The following is a 15,832-nucleotide window of genomic DNA, read 5'->3' as shown; positions in this document are numbered from 1 at the left end:
TACCATGCAGAGAAACGCATTCTGGAAAAAATTGAAATGATTCATTCCATCCAGCTAACCAACTTTCTGAGTTTTGGCACGACAACTCAGCCTATCGAACTCAAATCGCTCAATGTCATTGTTGGCCCTAATGGCTCAGGTAAATCCAATTTACTGGAGGCCATCGAATTATTGCGTAATGCGCCCGATAAACTGATTACGCCGATAAGAGATGGTGGTGGGGTCAGTGACTGGCTATGGAAAGGCGGTCAAGTCAAGCCGACTGCCACATTGAATGCTGTTTTCACCAATCCCAAAGGGCCACAATCTTTGCGCTACCAGCTTTCTTTTACTGAAGTTGCCCAGCGTTTTGAAATGGTAGATGAGCGGATTGAAAACGAACATCCCGCCGATGGACATCCAGAACCCTATTTTTACTATCATTTCAACAAAGCACGCCCCACATTGAACGTGAAAAATAAAAAAAGGGCACTGCAACTGGAAGATATTGATCTGGAAAAATCGATTCTGGCCCAACGCCGGGATCCAGACCAATACCCAGAAATTACCTATCTTGCTCGGGAGCTTGCCCGAATTCGCCTGTATCGGGAATGGAGCTTCGGACGCTATACCCCACCACGTCAGCCACAAAAAGCCGATCTACCCAATGATCATCTTGAATCTACTTGCACCAACCTAGGGTTGGTACTTAACCGTCTGCGTCGTGATCCCCAAGTCAAACAGCGCTTATTGAAAGCACTACAGGCGCTTTATGACGGTATCGACGATTATGACGTACAGATAGAAGGCGGGACAGTTCAAGTCTTTTTCCACGAAGGCACATTCATCGTTCCAGCCACGCGTCTGTCTGACGGCACATTGCGCTATTTATGTTTACTGGCCGTGTTGTGTCACCCAAACCCTCCACCATTGATTTGCCTTGAAGAGCCCGAGCTGGGTTTACACCCGGATGTACTCCCCACTTTGGGAGAACTGTTGAAAGAAGCAAGCTGCCGTACACAGGTGATCGTCACCACTCACTCCGATGTACTGGTTGATGCCATGAGCGACCAACCAGATGTAGTACTGGTTGCAGAAAAAACGCCAGAAGGCACCACAATGACGAGGCTGGATGCAGAAAACCTCAAGCCCTGGCTAGAAAACTATCGGCTGGGGCAACTGTGGACACGTGGTGATATCGGAGGGACACGCTGGTGAATGTTTATGTCGAAGGCGGAGGTGATACTAGTAGTCTGAGAGCAGAATGCCGTAGAGGGTTTGCCGAATTTCTGAAAAAAGCGGGGCTGGCAGGCTCTATGCCTAGAATCATCGCGTGCGGTAGCCGACGCGATGCTTACAACTCGTTCTGTACCGCCATCAGTCAGGGAACCCCCGCCATGTTGCTGGTGGATAGTGAAGACCCCGTCACCGCAGCAGCGCAGCAGAATGCCGACCCAAACCAGTGGCAACCTTGGCTACATCTCAGACAGCGGCAGGGCGATGGCTGGGAAAAACCGACTGGTTCGGATGACCAACAATGTCATCTGATGACACAATGTATGGAAAGCTGGCTGATTGCTGACAGTATCACGTTGGCGTCCTTTTTTGGTCAGGGCTTTCGAACAACTCTCTTACCTCAAGGGAATGTCGAACGCATCGCTAAACAGCAGGTCTACGACATGCTTGAAAACGCGACCCGCAACACAACCAAAGGCCGCTACGGCAAAGGCGCACACTCGTTCACCTTACTGGCGCTGGTTGATCCTGCCAAAGTACAGCAAGCTTCTCCCTGGGCTCAGCGGTTTATTACCCAATTACACGCTCATATGTCATCGTGATTCCGCTTATGTAGCAACATCAGGCCATTTCAGTATCACGGTAACGCCCCTATTCTTCGTTAGGGCTGAGATAACCGTGAAATCCGCTGACCGCTAACCACCGCGGCCAACGCAGCAAACACGCCTGCGGTCAACAAGGCCGCATGAGTACCTAACCCGCCAAACAGGTTGAACATCAGCGCGACCAGTGCCGCGCCGGTGGTCTGCCCCACCAGCCGGGCGGTGCCCAGCATACCGCTGGCACCACCGCTGCGATGACGGGGTGCCGCACTAATAATGGTGTGATTGTTCGGCGACTGAAATAGCCCGAAGCCAATGCCACACAGCATCATGCGCAGGCAGATATCCAGATAGCCCGGCGAAGTCGGCAACCAGGCCAACGAGAATAATCCCAGGGCGAACAACGACAGCCCGATGGTGCACAATACCCCGGCGTTGACGCGCTCAAGCCAGCGCCCCGCCAGCGGTGCCGTCGCCATGATCGCCAGCGGCCAGGGGGTGAGCAGCAGGCCGGTTTCGATTTCATTCATCCCCAGCGCGCTTTGGAAATAGAACGGCAGCGACACCATCGCCAGCATCTGGGCACAGAACGAACCGATCGACGTCCCCATCGACAGCGCAAACACCGGGATGCGCAGCAGATCTACCGGCAACAGCGGGTAAGGCTGGTTCAATTGTCGCCGGAAAAAATAGCCGCCCACCAGCAATGTCAGCGCCAGTTCACCCAATACCAGCCACACGCTTTGACCGTGAGCAAACCCGCCCAGCGCAATGAAAAACAACCCAAAGGTCAGTGCGTTCAGCAACGCGCTCGGGGTATCGAAGCGCTGCGCCGTCACACCATCATTACGCGGCAGGAAGCGCCAGCCCAGCAGCAGCGCCACAATACCGAACGGCACATTGATGGCGAACAACCACTGCCATGACGCCACGCCCAGAATCCCCGCCGCGACAGTCGGCCCGGCGGCAGTGGACACCGCCACCACCAGCGAGTTGATCGCCATGCCGCGCCCAAGCCGAATTTTGGGATAAATCAGCCGGATCAGCGCGGTGTTGACGCTCATCAGCGACGCCGCCGCCAGCCCTTGAAGAATACGCGCCAGCGTCAGTGCCGGCAGCGAATCTGCCAGCGCACACACCACCGACATCAGCGTAAACAGCACCAGCCCCACCAGATAGACACGGCGATAGCCAACGATGTCGCCCAGCGACGACAACGACAGCAACGTCATGGTGATCGCCAATTGATAGGCGTTGACGATCCAGATCGACGACGCTGGGCTGGTGTTGAAGTCGGCAGCGATAGTAGGCAGCGCCACGTTGACAAGTGCCCCGTCCAGCACCGCCATCGCGATGCCGAAGGCAATAGCAAAAATGGCACCGATACGCGCCGGCATCGGTAAACCGTCGACAGCGGGCACCGAGCCCTGAGAGGTAACAGCTGAGTTCAAGATAACATCCGAAAATGAAAGGCGTGGAGTGCGCGGCAGGCCACCGTCGCACATATTTCGTACCCGTTACCCTACTGGGTTTAACTGGACGGCGCAATTGATGCGCCCGGCAATTCGTGCTTCATTACAACAATAATTTATTAAATATCAGCAATTATTAAATTCTCGATATGGTCATAAACTTCCCCAACATCCTTCCATTTCATTCTGAACTGATTTCGCTTTTTAGGTTTTGCTTTTTCATTACTATATTTAATATTAACACCCGGATCATAATAAATTTTGCTTGCAGATAATGCTGACATGAATTTTTTTATATCACTTCCATCTGCAAGAGTTATTTGTGGCCCAAAAAGATATGAAGGATGTTCATCTTTTCTCACCCGGTAATGGACAAAACATGTTTTACTATGTTTTCTTTTCCAGTGGTCAAGAATTTTACTAAAGCTCCATCCCGCAGCAACCTCTCCATCACTATCCCGAAGGAATAATCCACCTTCAGGATCTGTTATTTCTTGTCTCTTAAAGTCATATCCTTCCAGACTTAACATAAGGCCCGTTTTCTCATTATAAACAGACATTCTATGTATACTTGCAAAATCAACACGATCTGGTTTCCGGCTACTACTATAATTATTCATGAAGCCATGAATATCTGCTACATACAATCCAGCATCAGGTTCTGGTGTCATTAACGTCACAACACTACCACTATGAGTCTTAAGCTCCCATCCCATAAAATCTGGCTCCGAGCTACCATTCGGCTTTATATTAAATAAGCTCTCCAGTGTGAATCCGGCACCATTCTTTGCTTTATAAGCAATAACCTCTCCTTTTTTATTTAAACGCTGAGATGCGACAAACCCAAATGAATAAATTTCCTTCAACTTTGCCAGAAGAACTGCTTTACTATTTTTTAGCTCATAGTAATACTCGTAGAAAACAGAAAAAACAGGATAAATATCATTATTACCTATGAGAGCTTCTATTTCACAGGATAGCTCATCCCCCCATGAGCTAACATAAGAAAAAACAGCACCATCACTAATCCCTATAATTAAATAACGACTAGTATTCATTCTTTCTGCTCTCTCTTCTCTCGTTGGAGGCTGAAGAAGATGAGAAGGTGCTATCGAACAACCTTTTATTAGACCGGATAATCTAATCTCGGGGTATTTTGGATATAAAATAACCTGAGCTCCATTAGCTCTCTCTTTATTACCTTCAAGAGAAAGCCAAAACCAATTAATTGGAGCTTTAAATATTGCACCTTTTTTAGACATGCCGCAACTGGCTATATTACCAACAGGAAGGCTCTTTATGACACTAAAATCAGACCCCAAATATACTTGTTGTTTTGAGTTATCGTTATTAGACAAGCGTTTTATAATAATTCTTTTAGCACCATTTTTTATCATCAGATCAGATAACTTATCTATATTTTTATCCATAAACATCTCCTTTTTAAAATAATTCAATTGATTCATTATGTGATTATTTTTTATCTAATACATTGACTTTTTTTAAAATGCGAACGATTTCACACAATTTTATCATTACTACATATGTTTCAGCATTTTTCCATAACAACCTTCATAACTGTATATTTATACATCAAACAATCTTTCCTCTGGGTCAATTGAGTGATAAGCTATCACTTAAAATTCCCTTTTAAAGTGGCATAATGTTATGAGTCAGTTGGAATTAGTCCCACAAGAACTACTTGAACAACATAAACAAGATCAGATACAAAAACTTAAAGAAGATAAAACACTTATAAATCATCTTGTTGAGATCTATGACCAGAAGTACATCGCTGCTGTTTTACGCTCTGTTGGACAAAACGACTGGACCAGAGAAACATTGAATCGGTGGTTGAATGGCAAAGCAGCTCCGAAACCGTTTACAAATGCAGAGGTCATAAAGCTCAGGGGATTACTGCCATCTCCTCCGGCATGTCACCCACACTATCGTTTTCGTTTCATTGATCTTTTCGCTGGTATTGGTGGTATCAGAAAAGGATTTGAAGAGATCGGGGGTGAATGTGTTTTTACCAGCGAGTGGAACAAAGACGCAGTAAAAACTTACAAAGCAAACTGGTTCTGCAACCCCAATAAACATATATTTAATAAGGATATTCGGGATATCACACTGAGTAATGAGCAAACGGTAAGCGAGCAACAAGCTTACAAAAATATTGATCAGGAAATACCCGACCATGACGTTCTGCTGGCTGGATTTCCATGTCAGCCATTCTCTCTTGCGGGCGTATCTAAGAAAAACTCCCTGGGAAGAGCACATGGGTTTGAATGTGAAACTCAGGGCACTCTATTTTTTGATGTTGCACGAATTATTGCATCTAAGAAACCGGCTATTTTCCTTCTTGAAAATGTAAAAAATTTGAAAAGTCATGACAAAGGGAAAACATTCCGCATTATCATGGAAACTCTGGATGAGCTTGGTTATATTGTAGCTGACTCAGAACATACAGGATCAGATGATCCTAAAATTATTGATGGGAAAAACTTTCTTCCTCAGCATAGAGAGCGTATTGTATTAGTTGGATTCAGAAAAGATCTGAACATTCATCAGAACTTCACATTAAAAGACATTAAAAAATACATACCAGAGAACAGGCCAACACTATCAGAATTACTAGATGACAATATAGATAAAAAATACATATTAACACCATTGTTATGGAAATATCTTTATAATTATGCAAAAAAGCATCAGGCTAAAGGAAATGGATTTGGTTTTGGCCTCGTCAACCCGCATGACAAAAACAGTACGGCCCGAACGTTATCAGCACGCTATCATAAAGATGGCTCAGAAATTTTGATAGACAGAGGCTGGGATAAAGGCTTGGGTGAAAAAGACTTCGATAATAGTCTTAACCAGGAAAAACGCCCTCGTCGTTTAACCCCCAGAGAGTGCGCTCGTCTCATGGGTTTTGAGAAACCGGGGCAGTCTGAGTTTAAAATTCCCGTATCGGATACACAAGCATACCGTCAATTTGGAAATTCTGTTGTAGTACCTGTATTTTCTGCCGTGGCTAAATTACTAAAACCATATATAGAAAAAGCGGTCGAAAATAAAGAAAAAAAGGAGAATTGATAGAATCATGGCTGATGTACATAAACCAGAAATTCGCAGAAAAAATATGAAAGCGATTCGCAATCATGACACAGCCATTGAATTAAAAATATCCGATATACTCGTTCAACTTGGGTTCGAATTTCGAACCCAGGTTAAAGATATGCCGGGAAGGCCTGATTTCGTCATCGATAAATACCACAAAATCATCTTCACTCATGGTTGTTTCTGGCATCATCATGACTGTTATTTATTCAAAGTCCCCACAACACGAACTGAGTTCTGGTTAGAAAAAATAGGCCAGAATGTCGCCAGAGACAGAAAAAATAATGAAGAATTAACTTCTGATGGATGGAACATTTTGCTTATCTGGGAATGTGCTATTCGTGGCAGGCATAAACTTTCAGATCAGAGTATTTCTGAACGTATAGAAGAATGGATCTGCGCAGGAGATTATTCGGCTGAAATAAAAACATCAGGATTACATCATCTTAAAAATTCGCCTTAATGCCAAAAAACCATTCTTATCAACACATTACCATCACTATAAAACATTATTATTAAAAGTTTTGATTGCCGATTAAATCTATTCATTGGCCTTAGCGCCGTAATTTATCAATGATGCACGCCGAGCGCCGGAGGCGGGAAATAAATGCCCTCTCCGACCTCATTCTTCACGTTATTGATTCATTAGGGATTAAAAGAGAAACCATGCCAATGCCTGTTTTTATCACCGGTTTTATGACCAGTGCCGGTTTGATCGTCGCGATCGGCGCACAGAACTCCTTCGTGTTGCGTCAGGGGATGCGCCGGGAGCACGTGTTCTGGGTCAGCTCGGTGTGTTTTTTATGCGATATGGCGCTGATGACGCTCGGCGTGCTGGGTGTCGGCAAAATCATCAACGACAGCAAACCGGCGATCACCACGTTGACGCTGGCCGGGGTGCTGTTTCTGCTGTGGTACGGCTACAATGCGCTGAAAAGTGCCTGGCGTGGCAACAACCAACTGACGCTTACGTCACAGGGCGATGGCCTGCGCCGACGGCGCTCGGTGATCGGCAACTGTCTGGCGGTCAGCCTGCTGAATCCACATGTCTATCTGGACACAGTGGCGATCATCGGAGGCATTTCCTCCGGCATCGCCCCTGACCTGAAACTGTTCTATCTGGCTGGCTCCATCAGCGCGTCGTTGATCTGGTTCTACACCATCGGCTACACCGCCGCCGCTTGCTCGCGTTATTTCGCCAACCCGCTCACCTGGCGCGTCATCGACAGCCTGATCGGCTGCTACATGATTTTTATGGCGTTTCAGCTGTGTCGTTTTCTGTATCAGGTATGAACATCAAGCGGGAGGTCACTCCCGCTCTGATATCCCGAAAACGTGGCCCCCACTTCCTACATGGTGACACTTACAGCGTCTTCCATATCATTCCCAGCGAGGCGATCATCGCCGCTGACGCGACGAGCCAGCCGCGCTGTCGTCCCTGGGCCGGGAATAGGACAACCTGAATCATGATAAGAGGCTGGGAGAACGCGGAAACGCGCGTTACTGTGGATAAGCGGTATTGGTGCCCATGCCGCTGACATACACATTGTGCGCCAGCCCGGTTTCCTTCATCGCTTCCCAGAAATGAACGTCTTTCACTAACGACGCCAGGCTTTGCCACTGTAATACACTGCCCGCGCCATTCTTACGCTGATATAAACCAAACCAACCGGAAAAACCGTGCGCCTCCGCCACCGGCGCCAACACCACCATCGTCGAAGACGGATGACCGTGCGCCTGCCGCATCCGCTCAAGCCAGCCCAACAATTGCGGCGGCGACAGAGCTTGACCATGATGACCATGCAATACCCCCGCATAGAGACAGGTCGGCCGTGGTTTCAATTCCAGAAACTCGCTTGCCGACATATCTTTCCCCGTCAGATGATTATCGCCCCACCCCTGCGGCGAGAGGCAGATCTCCCCTTGCTCAACGGCAGCAAACAAATCCAGCCCCAGCAGCAGGTAATGTTTATCTGGTAATACGTGGTCTTCCTGGGCGATCACCGGTAGCGCCAAATCAGCACCGGGCACCCACTCCGGCGTAAATTCTTCTTTTACTGAGAAAACCTTCTCAATCTGGTGGATGTTTTGCCGGGCGTTGAAATCACACCGGTAGAGAATATCGAAAAAAGTTTCCCCCTCAATGTCGCGGGTAATCACCGACGGCGGCACCGGCATCGCCAACCCCAGTGCGTTTAGCAATTCAGGCAGATAGTTAAGCGACAATGCTTCCGCATCAGTGTTGGTATCACGCACCCAGGATTTCCGGCGATGCTGATCTTTCAAATGGTAGCCTTTCATGGTGTTTCCCCGACAGATAAATGTCTTCACACCATAATTCGGCGCGGAAAAATCCCCACCGCGGCAAATAGGGAAAAATAGGGAGGAATGGGGATTTCGGTAAGATTTGCTATGCCAAATTAATCACCCTGCCTTATTTATTTACGGCAGATTTAGCAGCCGGATGATACGATGACTGTAGCTCTAACATCGATTCATCAAAGGAACCTGCACCATTAATCACTCGACCTTTTTCTACGGTTACATTCCTTGCAATACCGTATCCTTTGAGAAGCCCGCCTCTGTTATCTGGATTCGGCTCACGCCATCCCCCTCCATTCTGGAGATGGCAACTGTCAACGGTGATCTGCCCCAAAATTTGACTCCCTGACTCAAGTAAACAAGTACCGAAGATGGATGCGCCACCCAAATAGCGGCCATAACTCCCTATTTCTATACTTGCCCCCGCCCGGTTTGCTTTAATAGTAACGCCACCTTCACCAAACTGATTTTCAGAACCTACAAAAATATCCCCTGCCGATGCTTCAATTACCGTATTACTGTAAAAAACATTTTTATCACCAATCTTAAGGGTATGTCCGTTTGAAACAGAAACAATAACATTCGAATAGAATATATTTCCCGTACCGATTTTTGTATTTTCAGATATTAAAACAGAGAACAGATCATAGATTATGTTCCCTTTATCGCAAAGTTCAACAAGTTTACTGATGGTTAAAAAACCATTCTGTATGCGAACCCGGTCAAATACATCAACATTAATCATGCTATTTCCTCAATCAATTAACACCTAAGATTATTTTTAATTATTTATTACACCACAATAGAATATCAATAAAGACAAAAAATAGCAGACGACTGAAATTAATAAAAAATTCATCCATGATTAATCGAATTGAAAAAAAGCGCTCTATTTTTGTAGCAATTTCACCTTAACGTTAAGTTAAATTCTCTACTGTGTCATTAAATTGATACCAAAGCATAAATAGAAATAAATTTTTCAGGGATATCACCACCCGTTTTGCGAGGTGCATTCCAAAATGCATCGCAAATTCACTGTAAATCCATCCAGTCTCTTTCACCCGGTTGGCCGCTGGCATAGAGTGTCTGTGCTGCGGCAACATCCGCAGCCGGGCGTGGAACCCCGAATATCTAGAACTGGAAAACGCTTTGTTTTTTCAGGAGCTGCGTGCACACTCATTATCCGTGGCTCAGGCAGGGCAACCGCAAGGTTGGCCGGTCGCTAGATCCGGTGTTCCAACCCTGTCTGGGTCACACCTTTAGTTTGGAACCTGAAGGCGTGATGACATAACTATCTAGCAATGGAAGACTTAACCATGACGGACACCCACGCCACACCCACTGACAACAGCATCACTATTTTCCGCGACCTGATCGCCAGCCTGCCGTTCTATCAGCTTGATGAAGGTCAACTGTGTGACCTCGGCGCTATCGCTGCGGAATCCGTCGCCGGGCTATGCCACGGGCTTAACGAACTTGGCGACCGATTACAAAGCGGTGCCAACATCGAACCCGAACAACGCTACCAGTTGGGTGCCAGCCTGAATGCCGCCGCGCACCTGATCCCGGCGCTGCTGGAAATCTGCGAACAGGCGGAACGCCATACACGAACGGTGCCTCATGCAGATGAAGCAATACCGCTGTATGTGATTTAAAACGATATGATTTAACGCTGTGTGATTTAACAAACCAGCTGTTCAGCATCATGGCTTGCCGCCGTGCGCCGCATGTCACAGCGGTGTCTTGGTGATATGCCACGCCGTCGAGCCAGGATACGCGGGTGAGACTCCAGACGGGAGCCTCACCCTGCATCATCGCTCCGGCAATTTACCCCGCCAGCGTGACGCCTTGCTTCGTCACCTGTAAACCGCCGATCTTCTCCTGCATGACCTTCCACAGCGCGTATTTGCGAAAATGTTCGCGGTGCAGCGCCTGCAACCAGCCCAGCGTTTCTTCCCGCCAGCCTGCTTCACCAGCCGCACGAGCGTAGTCAATCGCCTGTTTAGCATCCGATGCAGCTGACGAATAATACCGGCTGCTTGCAGTGCTGATAGACGACTCCGCCAGCCGACGCCGCAAGAGAATCGCACCAGAATAAAAACCGTGTTTTTTCAACGTGGACGACAGCGTGCGCCAGAAAGAGCCCTGAATACCATCCGGTAATACAAGAGAATATTCACTTTTCCCGGTAATCAGAGCATTCACCAGCGCATACCGTTCAAGGTCCGACAGAAACTGCACGGTATGTTCAAACCCAAACGCAATGGCCGTGGTCAGAAAACGTGAAAAGTCCCGTTCAGCATCACCGCCTGATTTCAGGAACAACCGCCAGAAGCAGGCATCCGGCACTTTTCGGAATGTGTCTTCCGCCACCTGACGCGCCTCCTCTTTCCGCCCTTCTTCCAGTAACGCATTGACCAGCAAGGTAGCCCACTCTTTTTTAGGCAGCATCCACTCCCGCGTGTCTCGCTGCAATGCCTGAAGAATGGTGATCGCCTCCGGTGTGCGAAGTTCATCCATCAACAGCGAGCACAGTTGCAGCACAGCATTCACATCATTGATGCCGCCTCGCTCGAACAGCGCCTTGGCCCCCGCCACATCGCGGATAGCCAGGCAGAGGGTAAAGGCTTCACCAACATGCCCATCGTTTAGCAGTAAATCGCGCAAGGCTCGTAACGTTTCAGTGCCCAGTTCGCTGCGCCAGTCAGCCAACCGCTCGAACACAAACCACTGATCTTCCATCGCTACCGCGTAGATCTTCCCGGCGATCACCGCTGGCGACGCCTCTTTTTGCTGCGCCAGCGACGCCATCCACACCTCAAACAACGCGGAAAGATACGCCATCCAGCTCCCGCTGGAGGTATCCACCTGCTGCGACAGGTGTTCAAAATCGAGAATCATGCGTGCGGCCAACGCTTCAACACGCAAAAAATGGTTAGGAATCAGTTTGCCGAGCGGCAGCACGATATCCCGTTCCAGAGAGGCAAAAAAACCATCAGCTTCGTAGTAATCATAAAAATGCCGACCATTCGCCTCACGATCATAGGCTTTTTCAAGGCGTTTTAGCACATCATCCGGCGCAGACAACCAGCCGTTGACCAGCGTATCGCGCGCCGGTTTATATTCGCGGACCAACGTCTGCACAATATCCAGCAGTGTGTCTCGGCTGAGATCGTTCAACGCAGCAAGCTGCTTTTTCGTTAACTCACTGGCCATACAGGGTTATCCTCATCAACAGCTCCCCACGTGCTAACTCACTGCCACATGTTAAATGCCTTCACACGTATTCATTTTGTCATCGATTTGATGACAACTATGCCACCGCTATTATGCGTTTTCACCCAGCGACAACACACAACAAAAGAACCCGGAACGTTACGGTAACCGACCACACTGTTGCCGTATACCAGCAAAAATATATTCCGCAAGCGCTGGTGGAAATGACGCTGGCAGCAGCGCAGATACACGTTCAATAACCTCAGGTGTTTGGGATATAATTCATCCATCATGGATTCAACCTGTAGTCTGCCCAGACCGGTTAATTCCCCTTGTTTGATCCAATGCCGCCGCTGAATTTTGTACAGGTGGTAATAATGACTGCTACCGCGAACGGCCATTGCCAGTTTGCACTTCTGCCAAGGGATCTGGTTTATCCGCTTGCATATTACCCACTAGCCCAAGTGGTAACTTGAAAATATGCGTCGTTGGGGTACTACCTTCTGGCAAGCACCATTGTCCTTCATGCCAGAGTAAAGCCGTTTTTTCCTGCGCACCGGCAATCGATAAACGCAAATCGTCAGTATCATCCTGCCGACCTGGCAACAATGCCGCTGTTGTATTACGCAATATAGCGGCGATTTCAGCTTCAGAAAGCGGGCGATAATTTAATTGTAAGTATCCCGCTAAGTCAGTGGCTTAACTGACTGGCATTAGGGAAAGGTCGGGGCTTGTTTACTCATGACTTACTCCGGCAGAGGATGTTTTGGTCTTTCCCACACCCAATATAACATTTGAGTTATTATAATCCATAGGTTATAATTTTCCAAGGATAAGGGGACTGACATGTATGAATTGATTTTTCACCCCGAAGCTGCAAGCGAAATTTATGACCTCGAACCTGTTATGCAGGCAAAGGCGCTTAAAGGGCTGGAAAAGCTTGAAGCTAAAGGGCCCGAGCTAAGATATCCAGACACGGACATCATTGAAGATGGATTGTTTGAGCTGCGGGTTGGTAGAAAAGACATCAGCAGAACGTTTTTTGCTTACGCCAAAGGACGTAAGATCTATATTTTAAGGACATTCATCAAGAAAACCCCTAAGACCCCGAAAGCTGAAATAGCGCTGGCAAAGTCAAGATGGGAGGAATTGAAAGATGGCAGTTAAAGGTATCCGATTTTCTGATGTTAAAGCGAAAGCGCTTTCTCATCCTGAAGTTAAAAAAGCGTATGAGGACGAAACTCAAGAAGAAGCGCTTCGCGCTGTTCTGATCGAAATGAAGTCCAGGTCAGGTCTGACAAGTACAGAGATCGCCGCTCGCATGGGTGTGAGCCAACCCGCCGTAAGCCGCCTTGAGAGAAATGTTTCCAGTGCCAGTATCTCAACCTTACAACGATATGCCGCTGCTTGCGGAATGCAACTTAAGCTGTCACTGGGTTAAGATTGGCGCAGTGTTCATAAGCCGGATTTTGCACTGGCTTGTCGGTTGGCATCGGTACTACACATCCAAGCTTATTATTTCTGACTAACTGGCAGAAATAATACTTGAGTATAGAGATCCTCAGAAAAAATCATCACATAAGAAAAATGAGCACCAGCCCCCACAAAAAGGGGGCTGGTGCGGAACTTAATAGACACACCTTCGACGCAGGATACGCCCAGCATCAACATCGCCAACTCTCTAATGAATCAAATATTCTTAAACTCATACGGCACAACATGCTCTTCCCGGTTGGCATCCAGATAATCCGTCCACCATTGCAGCATCAGCTTGCGCTCTTCAAGATGTTCGGCGTTGTGAATATACGCAGCACGGACGCCATTGCGCTCCTGATGGCTCATTTGCCGCTCTACGGCATCCCGCGACCACTGACCAGACTCAACTAACGCGCTACAGGCCATAGTACGGAAGCCGTGTCCGCATACTTCGGTGGTGGTGTCATAGCCCATTGTTCGCAATGCACTGTTGATGGTGTTTTCACTCATCGGTTTGGTTGGTCGATGGTCGCCGGGGAAGATCAGTTCGTGAACGCCACTGATGGCCTTAATCTCTTCCAGCAGTGCTAAAGCCTGTCGGGATAACGGCACCAAATGTTCAGAGCGCATCTTTGCGCCACGCTGTGAGTGTTTCACGCCGGGAATGGCTTCACGTTCGGGTGGTATCGTCCACATCGCGCGTTTAAAGTCGATTTCCGGCCAACGGGCAAAGCGTAGCTCACTGGAACGGATGAAAACGCACAAGGTAAGTTTTAAAGCCAGTCGGGTTAACGCTCGCCCTTTGTAGCGTTCAATCCGTGCCAGAAAGTCAGGCAGTTTATCGAGCTTCAAGGCTGGCCGATGCGTCGCCTTTGGCGCGGCTATCGCCCCGGTGAGATCTTGCGCCGGGTTACGCTCGATCAGGTCATTTTGTACCGCGTAACGCATGATGTCGGTAACGCGCTGGCGTAGCCGCGACGCCAAATCAAGATGGCCGTTTTGCTCCACGGCTTTAAGCGGTACGAGCAACAACGTGAGTCAGAGCCATAATTGGGGGTCAACTCATAATCGAAGCGAATTGACCCTTATCTTGACCCCCAAATAATCTGGATGTCAACGGATGCAAAAAGACCGTTGTGGAAAAAATGCACAATCCACACAGACAATAAAATTAGATTAAATCTTTATTTAACAACTATATATGGAAGTCAGTGGACGATAGCGGACACAAAAAAAGCCACCCGAAGGTGGCTTGATTTTTGAATTTTGGTGCGAAGGCCGGACACGCAAAATAATGTAATTGATTGAATAATAAGATTTAATACTCACCAATCTAATTTAGGTGCCCCCTTTTATGCCCCCACTTCATTTTTAGCCCATGTTTTCAATGAGCTATATCACGTCATTTTCTCAATAAGATTAATTCTTATCCGTTCCGGTTCGATTCCGGGCAACAGATCCTAACCCAACCCCGCGATGACGAAAATGTTGTTCATAAATGGCGTATGGCTATTTTCTGTACCGTTCACTATACTGGATGTATAGCTATTCGCTACACAGAGAGGTCACGATGCGAACAGAGACAAAAGAAATGCCGATTAATATTCGTGCTAAAGCATCACAGCGGGAGCTGATTGATGTCGCCGCTAAATTGCTGTCGAAATCAAGAACAGAGTTTATCCTTGATGCTGCCTGCCGTGAGGCTGAGGATGTGTTGTTGGATCAACGGCTGTTTCTGGTCAATGATGAACAATATGATGCTTTCATTCAGGTGCTGGAATCACCTGTCACAGATAATCCGCGTGTGAATGCATTACTGAACAGGAAATCTCCGTGGGAATAACGGCACCTGAATTATTGCTGCCTCAACATGCGGTTGTGGATTTTCATTGTTCCGAGCCGTCATTGAATGAATGGCTGAAACGCAAGGCGTTAAAAAATCAGACGCTGGGCGCTTCACGCACCTTCGTGGTGTGTGAAGCCGGTACACAGCGTGTAGTGGGGTTCTATGCCCTCGCTTCGGGTAGCATCCAACGTCAGGTTGCGCCGGGTGCATTCCGGCGCAATATGCCTGACCCTATTCCTGTTCTGGTGCTTGGCCGATTGGCCGTTGATGAACGTTATCAACGCATGGGGATCGGTGCCGGGCTTCTGAAAGATGCGGTACTCCGCTCCCGCAATGTGGCAGAACAAGTAGGCAACAAAGCGTTATTGGTACATGCGTTATCTGATGAGGCAAAAGCGTTCTACCAATACTGGGGTTTTATCCCGTCAGAAATACAGGAACACACCTTATTATTATCGTTATGGTAATAAATGCTTATCAAAATAAAGAGGATTTATGTAACGCCTTAATCACTGATAAAGAAGAGAGTAACATGCTAAAAATGGCTTTGTTGAATAAATCGA

15 protein-coding genes and 2 pseudogenes are annotated in these 15,832 nt (G+C 47.7%); 10 read left to right on the top strand and 7 right to left on the bottom strand.

Going from position 1 to position 15,832, the window contains the following annotated elements:
* Positions 1 to 36 precede the first annotated feature (36 nt).
* Both OB87_RS05775 and OB87_RS05770 read left to right on the top strand, forming a co-directional pair.
* The gene (locus OB87_RS05775; protein WP_033568490.1) at positions 37 to 1,197 is read left to right on the top strand and encodes an AAA family ATPase; all 1,161 of its coding nucleotides are present in this window, start codon (positions 37 to 39) and stop codon (positions 1,195 to 1,197) included.
* Positions 1,194 to 1,817 (top strand): DUF4276 family protein, encoded by a 624-nt coding sequence (locus OB87_RS05770; protein WP_081977353.1) that lies wholly within the window; start codon positions 1,194 to 1,196, stop codon positions 1,815 to 1,817. The genes OB87_RS05775 and OB87_RS05770 overlap by 4 nt, the downstream gene beginning before the upstream one ends.
* A gap of 59 nt (positions 1,818 to 1,876) precedes the next feature.
* Here the strand turns inward: OB87_RS05770 and OB87_RS05765 are convergent, their stop codons facing one another.
* Positions 1,877 to 3,268, bottom strand: coding sequence for an MFS transporter (locus tag OB87_RS05765; RefSeq protein WP_033568566.1), 1,392 nt, complete (start codon positions 3,266 to 3,268; stop codon positions 1,877 to 1,879).
* A 140-nt stretch (positions 3,269 to 3,408) separates the two neighbouring features.
* On the bottom strand, positions 3,409 to 4,719 hold the full coding sequence (locus OB87_RS05760; protein ID WP_033568488.1) for an MvaI/BcnI family restriction endonuclease: 1,311 nt from the start codon (positions 4,717 to 4,719) through the stop codon (positions 3,409 to 3,411).
* Positions 4,720 to 4,957: 238 nt separating this feature from the next.
* Between OB87_RS05760 and OB87_RS05755 the strand changes: the two genes are divergently transcribed.
* From OB87_RS05755 to OB87_RS05750, 3 genes are all read left to right on the top strand, one after another.
* Entirely contained in the window at positions 4,958 to 6,385 is a 1,428-nt protein-coding gene (locus OB87_RS05755) for a DNA cytosine methyltransferase (RefSeq protein WP_033568487.1), read from the top strand.
* A gap of 7 nt (positions 6,386 to 6,392) precedes the next feature.
* A complete protein-coding gene (locus OB87_RS19720) occupies positions 6,393 to 6,872 on the top strand; it encodes a very short patch repair endonuclease (protein ID WP_072025435.1) in 480 nt (159 codons plus the stop codon).
* Between the two features lie 203 nt (positions 6,873 to 7,075).
* Entirely contained in the window at positions 7,076 to 7,702 is a 627-nt protein-coding gene (locus OB87_RS05750; RefSeq protein WP_033568486.1) for a LysE/ArgO family amino acid transporter, read from the top strand.
* 207 nt (positions 7,703 to 7,909) lie between these two features.
* Here the strand turns inward: OB87_RS05750 and OB87_RS05745 are convergent, their stop codons facing one another.
* Both OB87_RS05745 and OB87_RS05740 read right to left on the bottom strand, forming a co-directional pair.
* Positions 7,910 to 8,710, bottom strand: coding sequence for a hypothetical protein (locus OB87_RS05745; RefSeq protein WP_033568485.1), 801 nt, complete (start codon positions 8,708 to 8,710; stop codon positions 7,910 to 7,912).
* Between the two features lie 133 nt (positions 8,711 to 8,843).
* Positions 8,844 to 9,476, bottom strand: coding sequence for a hypothetical protein (locus OB87_RS05740; protein ID WP_033568484.1), 633 nt, complete (start codon positions 9,474 to 9,476; stop codon positions 8,844 to 8,846).
* 571 nt (positions 9,477 to 10,047) lie between these two features.
* Here OB87_RS05740 and OB87_RS05735 point away from each other — a divergent pair.
* Complete coding sequence (locus OB87_RS05735; RefSeq protein WP_033568483.1) at positions 10,048 to 10,386, top strand: hypothetical protein; 339 nt, start codon at positions 10,048 to 10,050, stop codon at positions 10,384 to 10,386.
* 172 nt (positions 10,387 to 10,558) lie between these two features.
* On the opposite strand, the gene OB87_RS05730 is transcribed toward OB87_RS05735, so the two are convergent.
* Together OB87_RS05730 and OB87_RS20990 are read right to left on the bottom strand one after the other, a co-directional pair.
* On the bottom strand, positions 10,559 to 11,947 hold the full coding sequence (locus OB87_RS05730) for a DUF6880 family protein (protein ID WP_033568482.1): 1,389 nt from the start codon (positions 11,945 to 11,947) through the stop codon (positions 10,559 to 10,561).
* 159 nt (positions 11,948 to 12,106) lie between these two features.
* Positions 12,107 to 12,631, bottom strand: a pseudogene (locus OB87_RS20990) (type II toxin-antitoxin system HipA family toxin); the annotation flags it as partial.
* Between the two features lie 162 nt (positions 12,632 to 12,793).
* Between OB87_RS20990 and OB87_RS05720 the strand changes: the two are divergent.
* Both OB87_RS05720 and OB87_RS05715 read left to right on the top strand, forming a co-directional pair.
* The gene (locus OB87_RS05720) at positions 12,794 to 13,114 is read left to right on the top strand and encodes a type II toxin-antitoxin system RelE/ParE family toxin (RefSeq protein WP_024104360.1); all 321 of its coding nucleotides are present in this window, start codon (positions 12,794 to 12,796) and stop codon (positions 13,112 to 13,114) included.
* Positions 13,104 to 13,388, top strand: coding sequence for a helix-turn-helix domain-containing protein (locus tag OB87_RS05715; RefSeq protein ID WP_033568481.1), 285 nt, complete (start codon positions 13,104 to 13,106; stop codon positions 13,386 to 13,388). Before OB87_RS05720 ends, OB87_RS05715 begins: the two co-directional genes overlap by 11 nt.
* A 248-nt stretch (positions 13,389 to 13,636) precedes the next feature.
* Here OB87_RS05715 and OB87_RS05710 read toward each other — a convergent pair.
* Positions 13,637 to 14,452, bottom strand: a pseudogene (locus OB87_RS05710) (tyrosine-type recombinase/integrase); the annotation flags it as partial.
* A 541-nt stretch (positions 14,453 to 14,993) separates the two neighbouring features.
* Between OB87_RS05710 and OB87_RS05705 the strand changes: the two are divergent.
* Together OB87_RS05705 and OB87_RS05700 are read left to right on the top strand one after the other, a co-directional pair.
* Complete coding sequence (locus OB87_RS05705; protein ID WP_019843650.1) at positions 14,994 to 15,266, top strand: type II toxin-antitoxin system TacA family antitoxin; 273 nt, start codon at positions 14,994 to 14,996, stop codon at positions 15,264 to 15,266.
* A complete protein-coding gene (locus tag OB87_RS05700) occupies positions 15,257 to 15,736 on the top strand; it encodes a GNAT family N-acetyltransferase (RefSeq protein ID WP_033568480.1) in 480 nt (159 codons plus the stop codon). The genes OB87_RS05705 and OB87_RS05700 overlap by 10 nt, the downstream gene beginning before the upstream one ends.
* The last annotated feature ends 96 nt before the right edge of the window (positions 15,737 to 15,832 follow it).

This window comes from Dickeya undicola, assembly GCF_000784735.1.
GTDB lineage: Bacteria > Pseudomonadota > Gammaproteobacteria > Enterobacterales > Enterobacteriaceae > Dickeya > Dickeya undicola.
Note: the sequence above shows the minus strand (reverse complement) of the source record. Positions and strands in the feature narration are given on the sequence as shown.

Bases quoted from the DNA above. Each gene is read 5' to 3' on its own strand.
- OB87_RS05760 (WP_033568488.1), bottom strand. From the start codon at position 4,719: ATGGATAAAAATATAGATAAGTTATCTGATCTGATGATAAAAAATGGT.
- OB87_RS05735 (WP_033568483.1), top strand. From the start codon at position 10,048: ATGACGGACACCCACGCCACACCCACTGACAACAGCATCACTATTTTC.
- OB87_RS05730 (WP_033568482.1), bottom strand. From the start codon at position 11,947: ATGGCCAGTGAGTTAACGAAAAAGCAGCTTGCTGCGTTGAACGATCTC.
- OB87_RS05715 (WP_033568481.1), top strand. From the start codon at position 13,104: ATGGCAGTTAAAGGTATCCGATTTTCTGATGTTAAAGCGAAAGCGCTT.
- OB87_RS05705 (WP_019843650.1), top strand. From the start codon at position 14,994: ATGCGAACAGAGACAAAAGAAATGCCGATTAATATTCGTGCTAAAGCA.
- OB87_RS05750 (WP_033568486.1), top strand. From the start codon at position 7,076: ATGCCAATGCCTGTTTTTATCACCGGTTTTATGACCAGTGCCGGTTTG.
- OB87_RS05740 (WP_033568484.1), bottom strand. From the start codon at position 9,476: ATGATTAATGTTGATGTATTTGACCGGGTTCGCATACAGAATGGTTTT.
- OB87_RS05745 (WP_033568485.1), bottom strand. From the start codon at position 8,710: ATGAAAGGCTACCATTTGAAAGATCAGCATCGCCGGAAATCCTGGGTG.
- OB87_RS19720 (WP_072025435.1), top strand. From the start codon at position 6,393: ATGGCTGATGTACATAAACCAGAAATTCGCAGAAAAAATATGAAAGCG.
- OB87_RS05720 (WP_024104360.1), top strand. From the start codon at position 12,794: ATGTATGAATTGATTTTTCACCCCGAAGCTGCAAGCGAAATTTATGAC.
- OB87_RS05775 (WP_033568490.1), top strand. From the start codon at position 37: ATGATTCATTCCATCCAGCTAACCAACTTTCTGAGTTTTGGCACGACA.
- OB87_RS05755 (WP_033568487.1), top strand. From the start codon at position 4,958: ATGAGTCAGTTGGAATTAGTCCCACAAGAACTACTTGAACAACATAAA.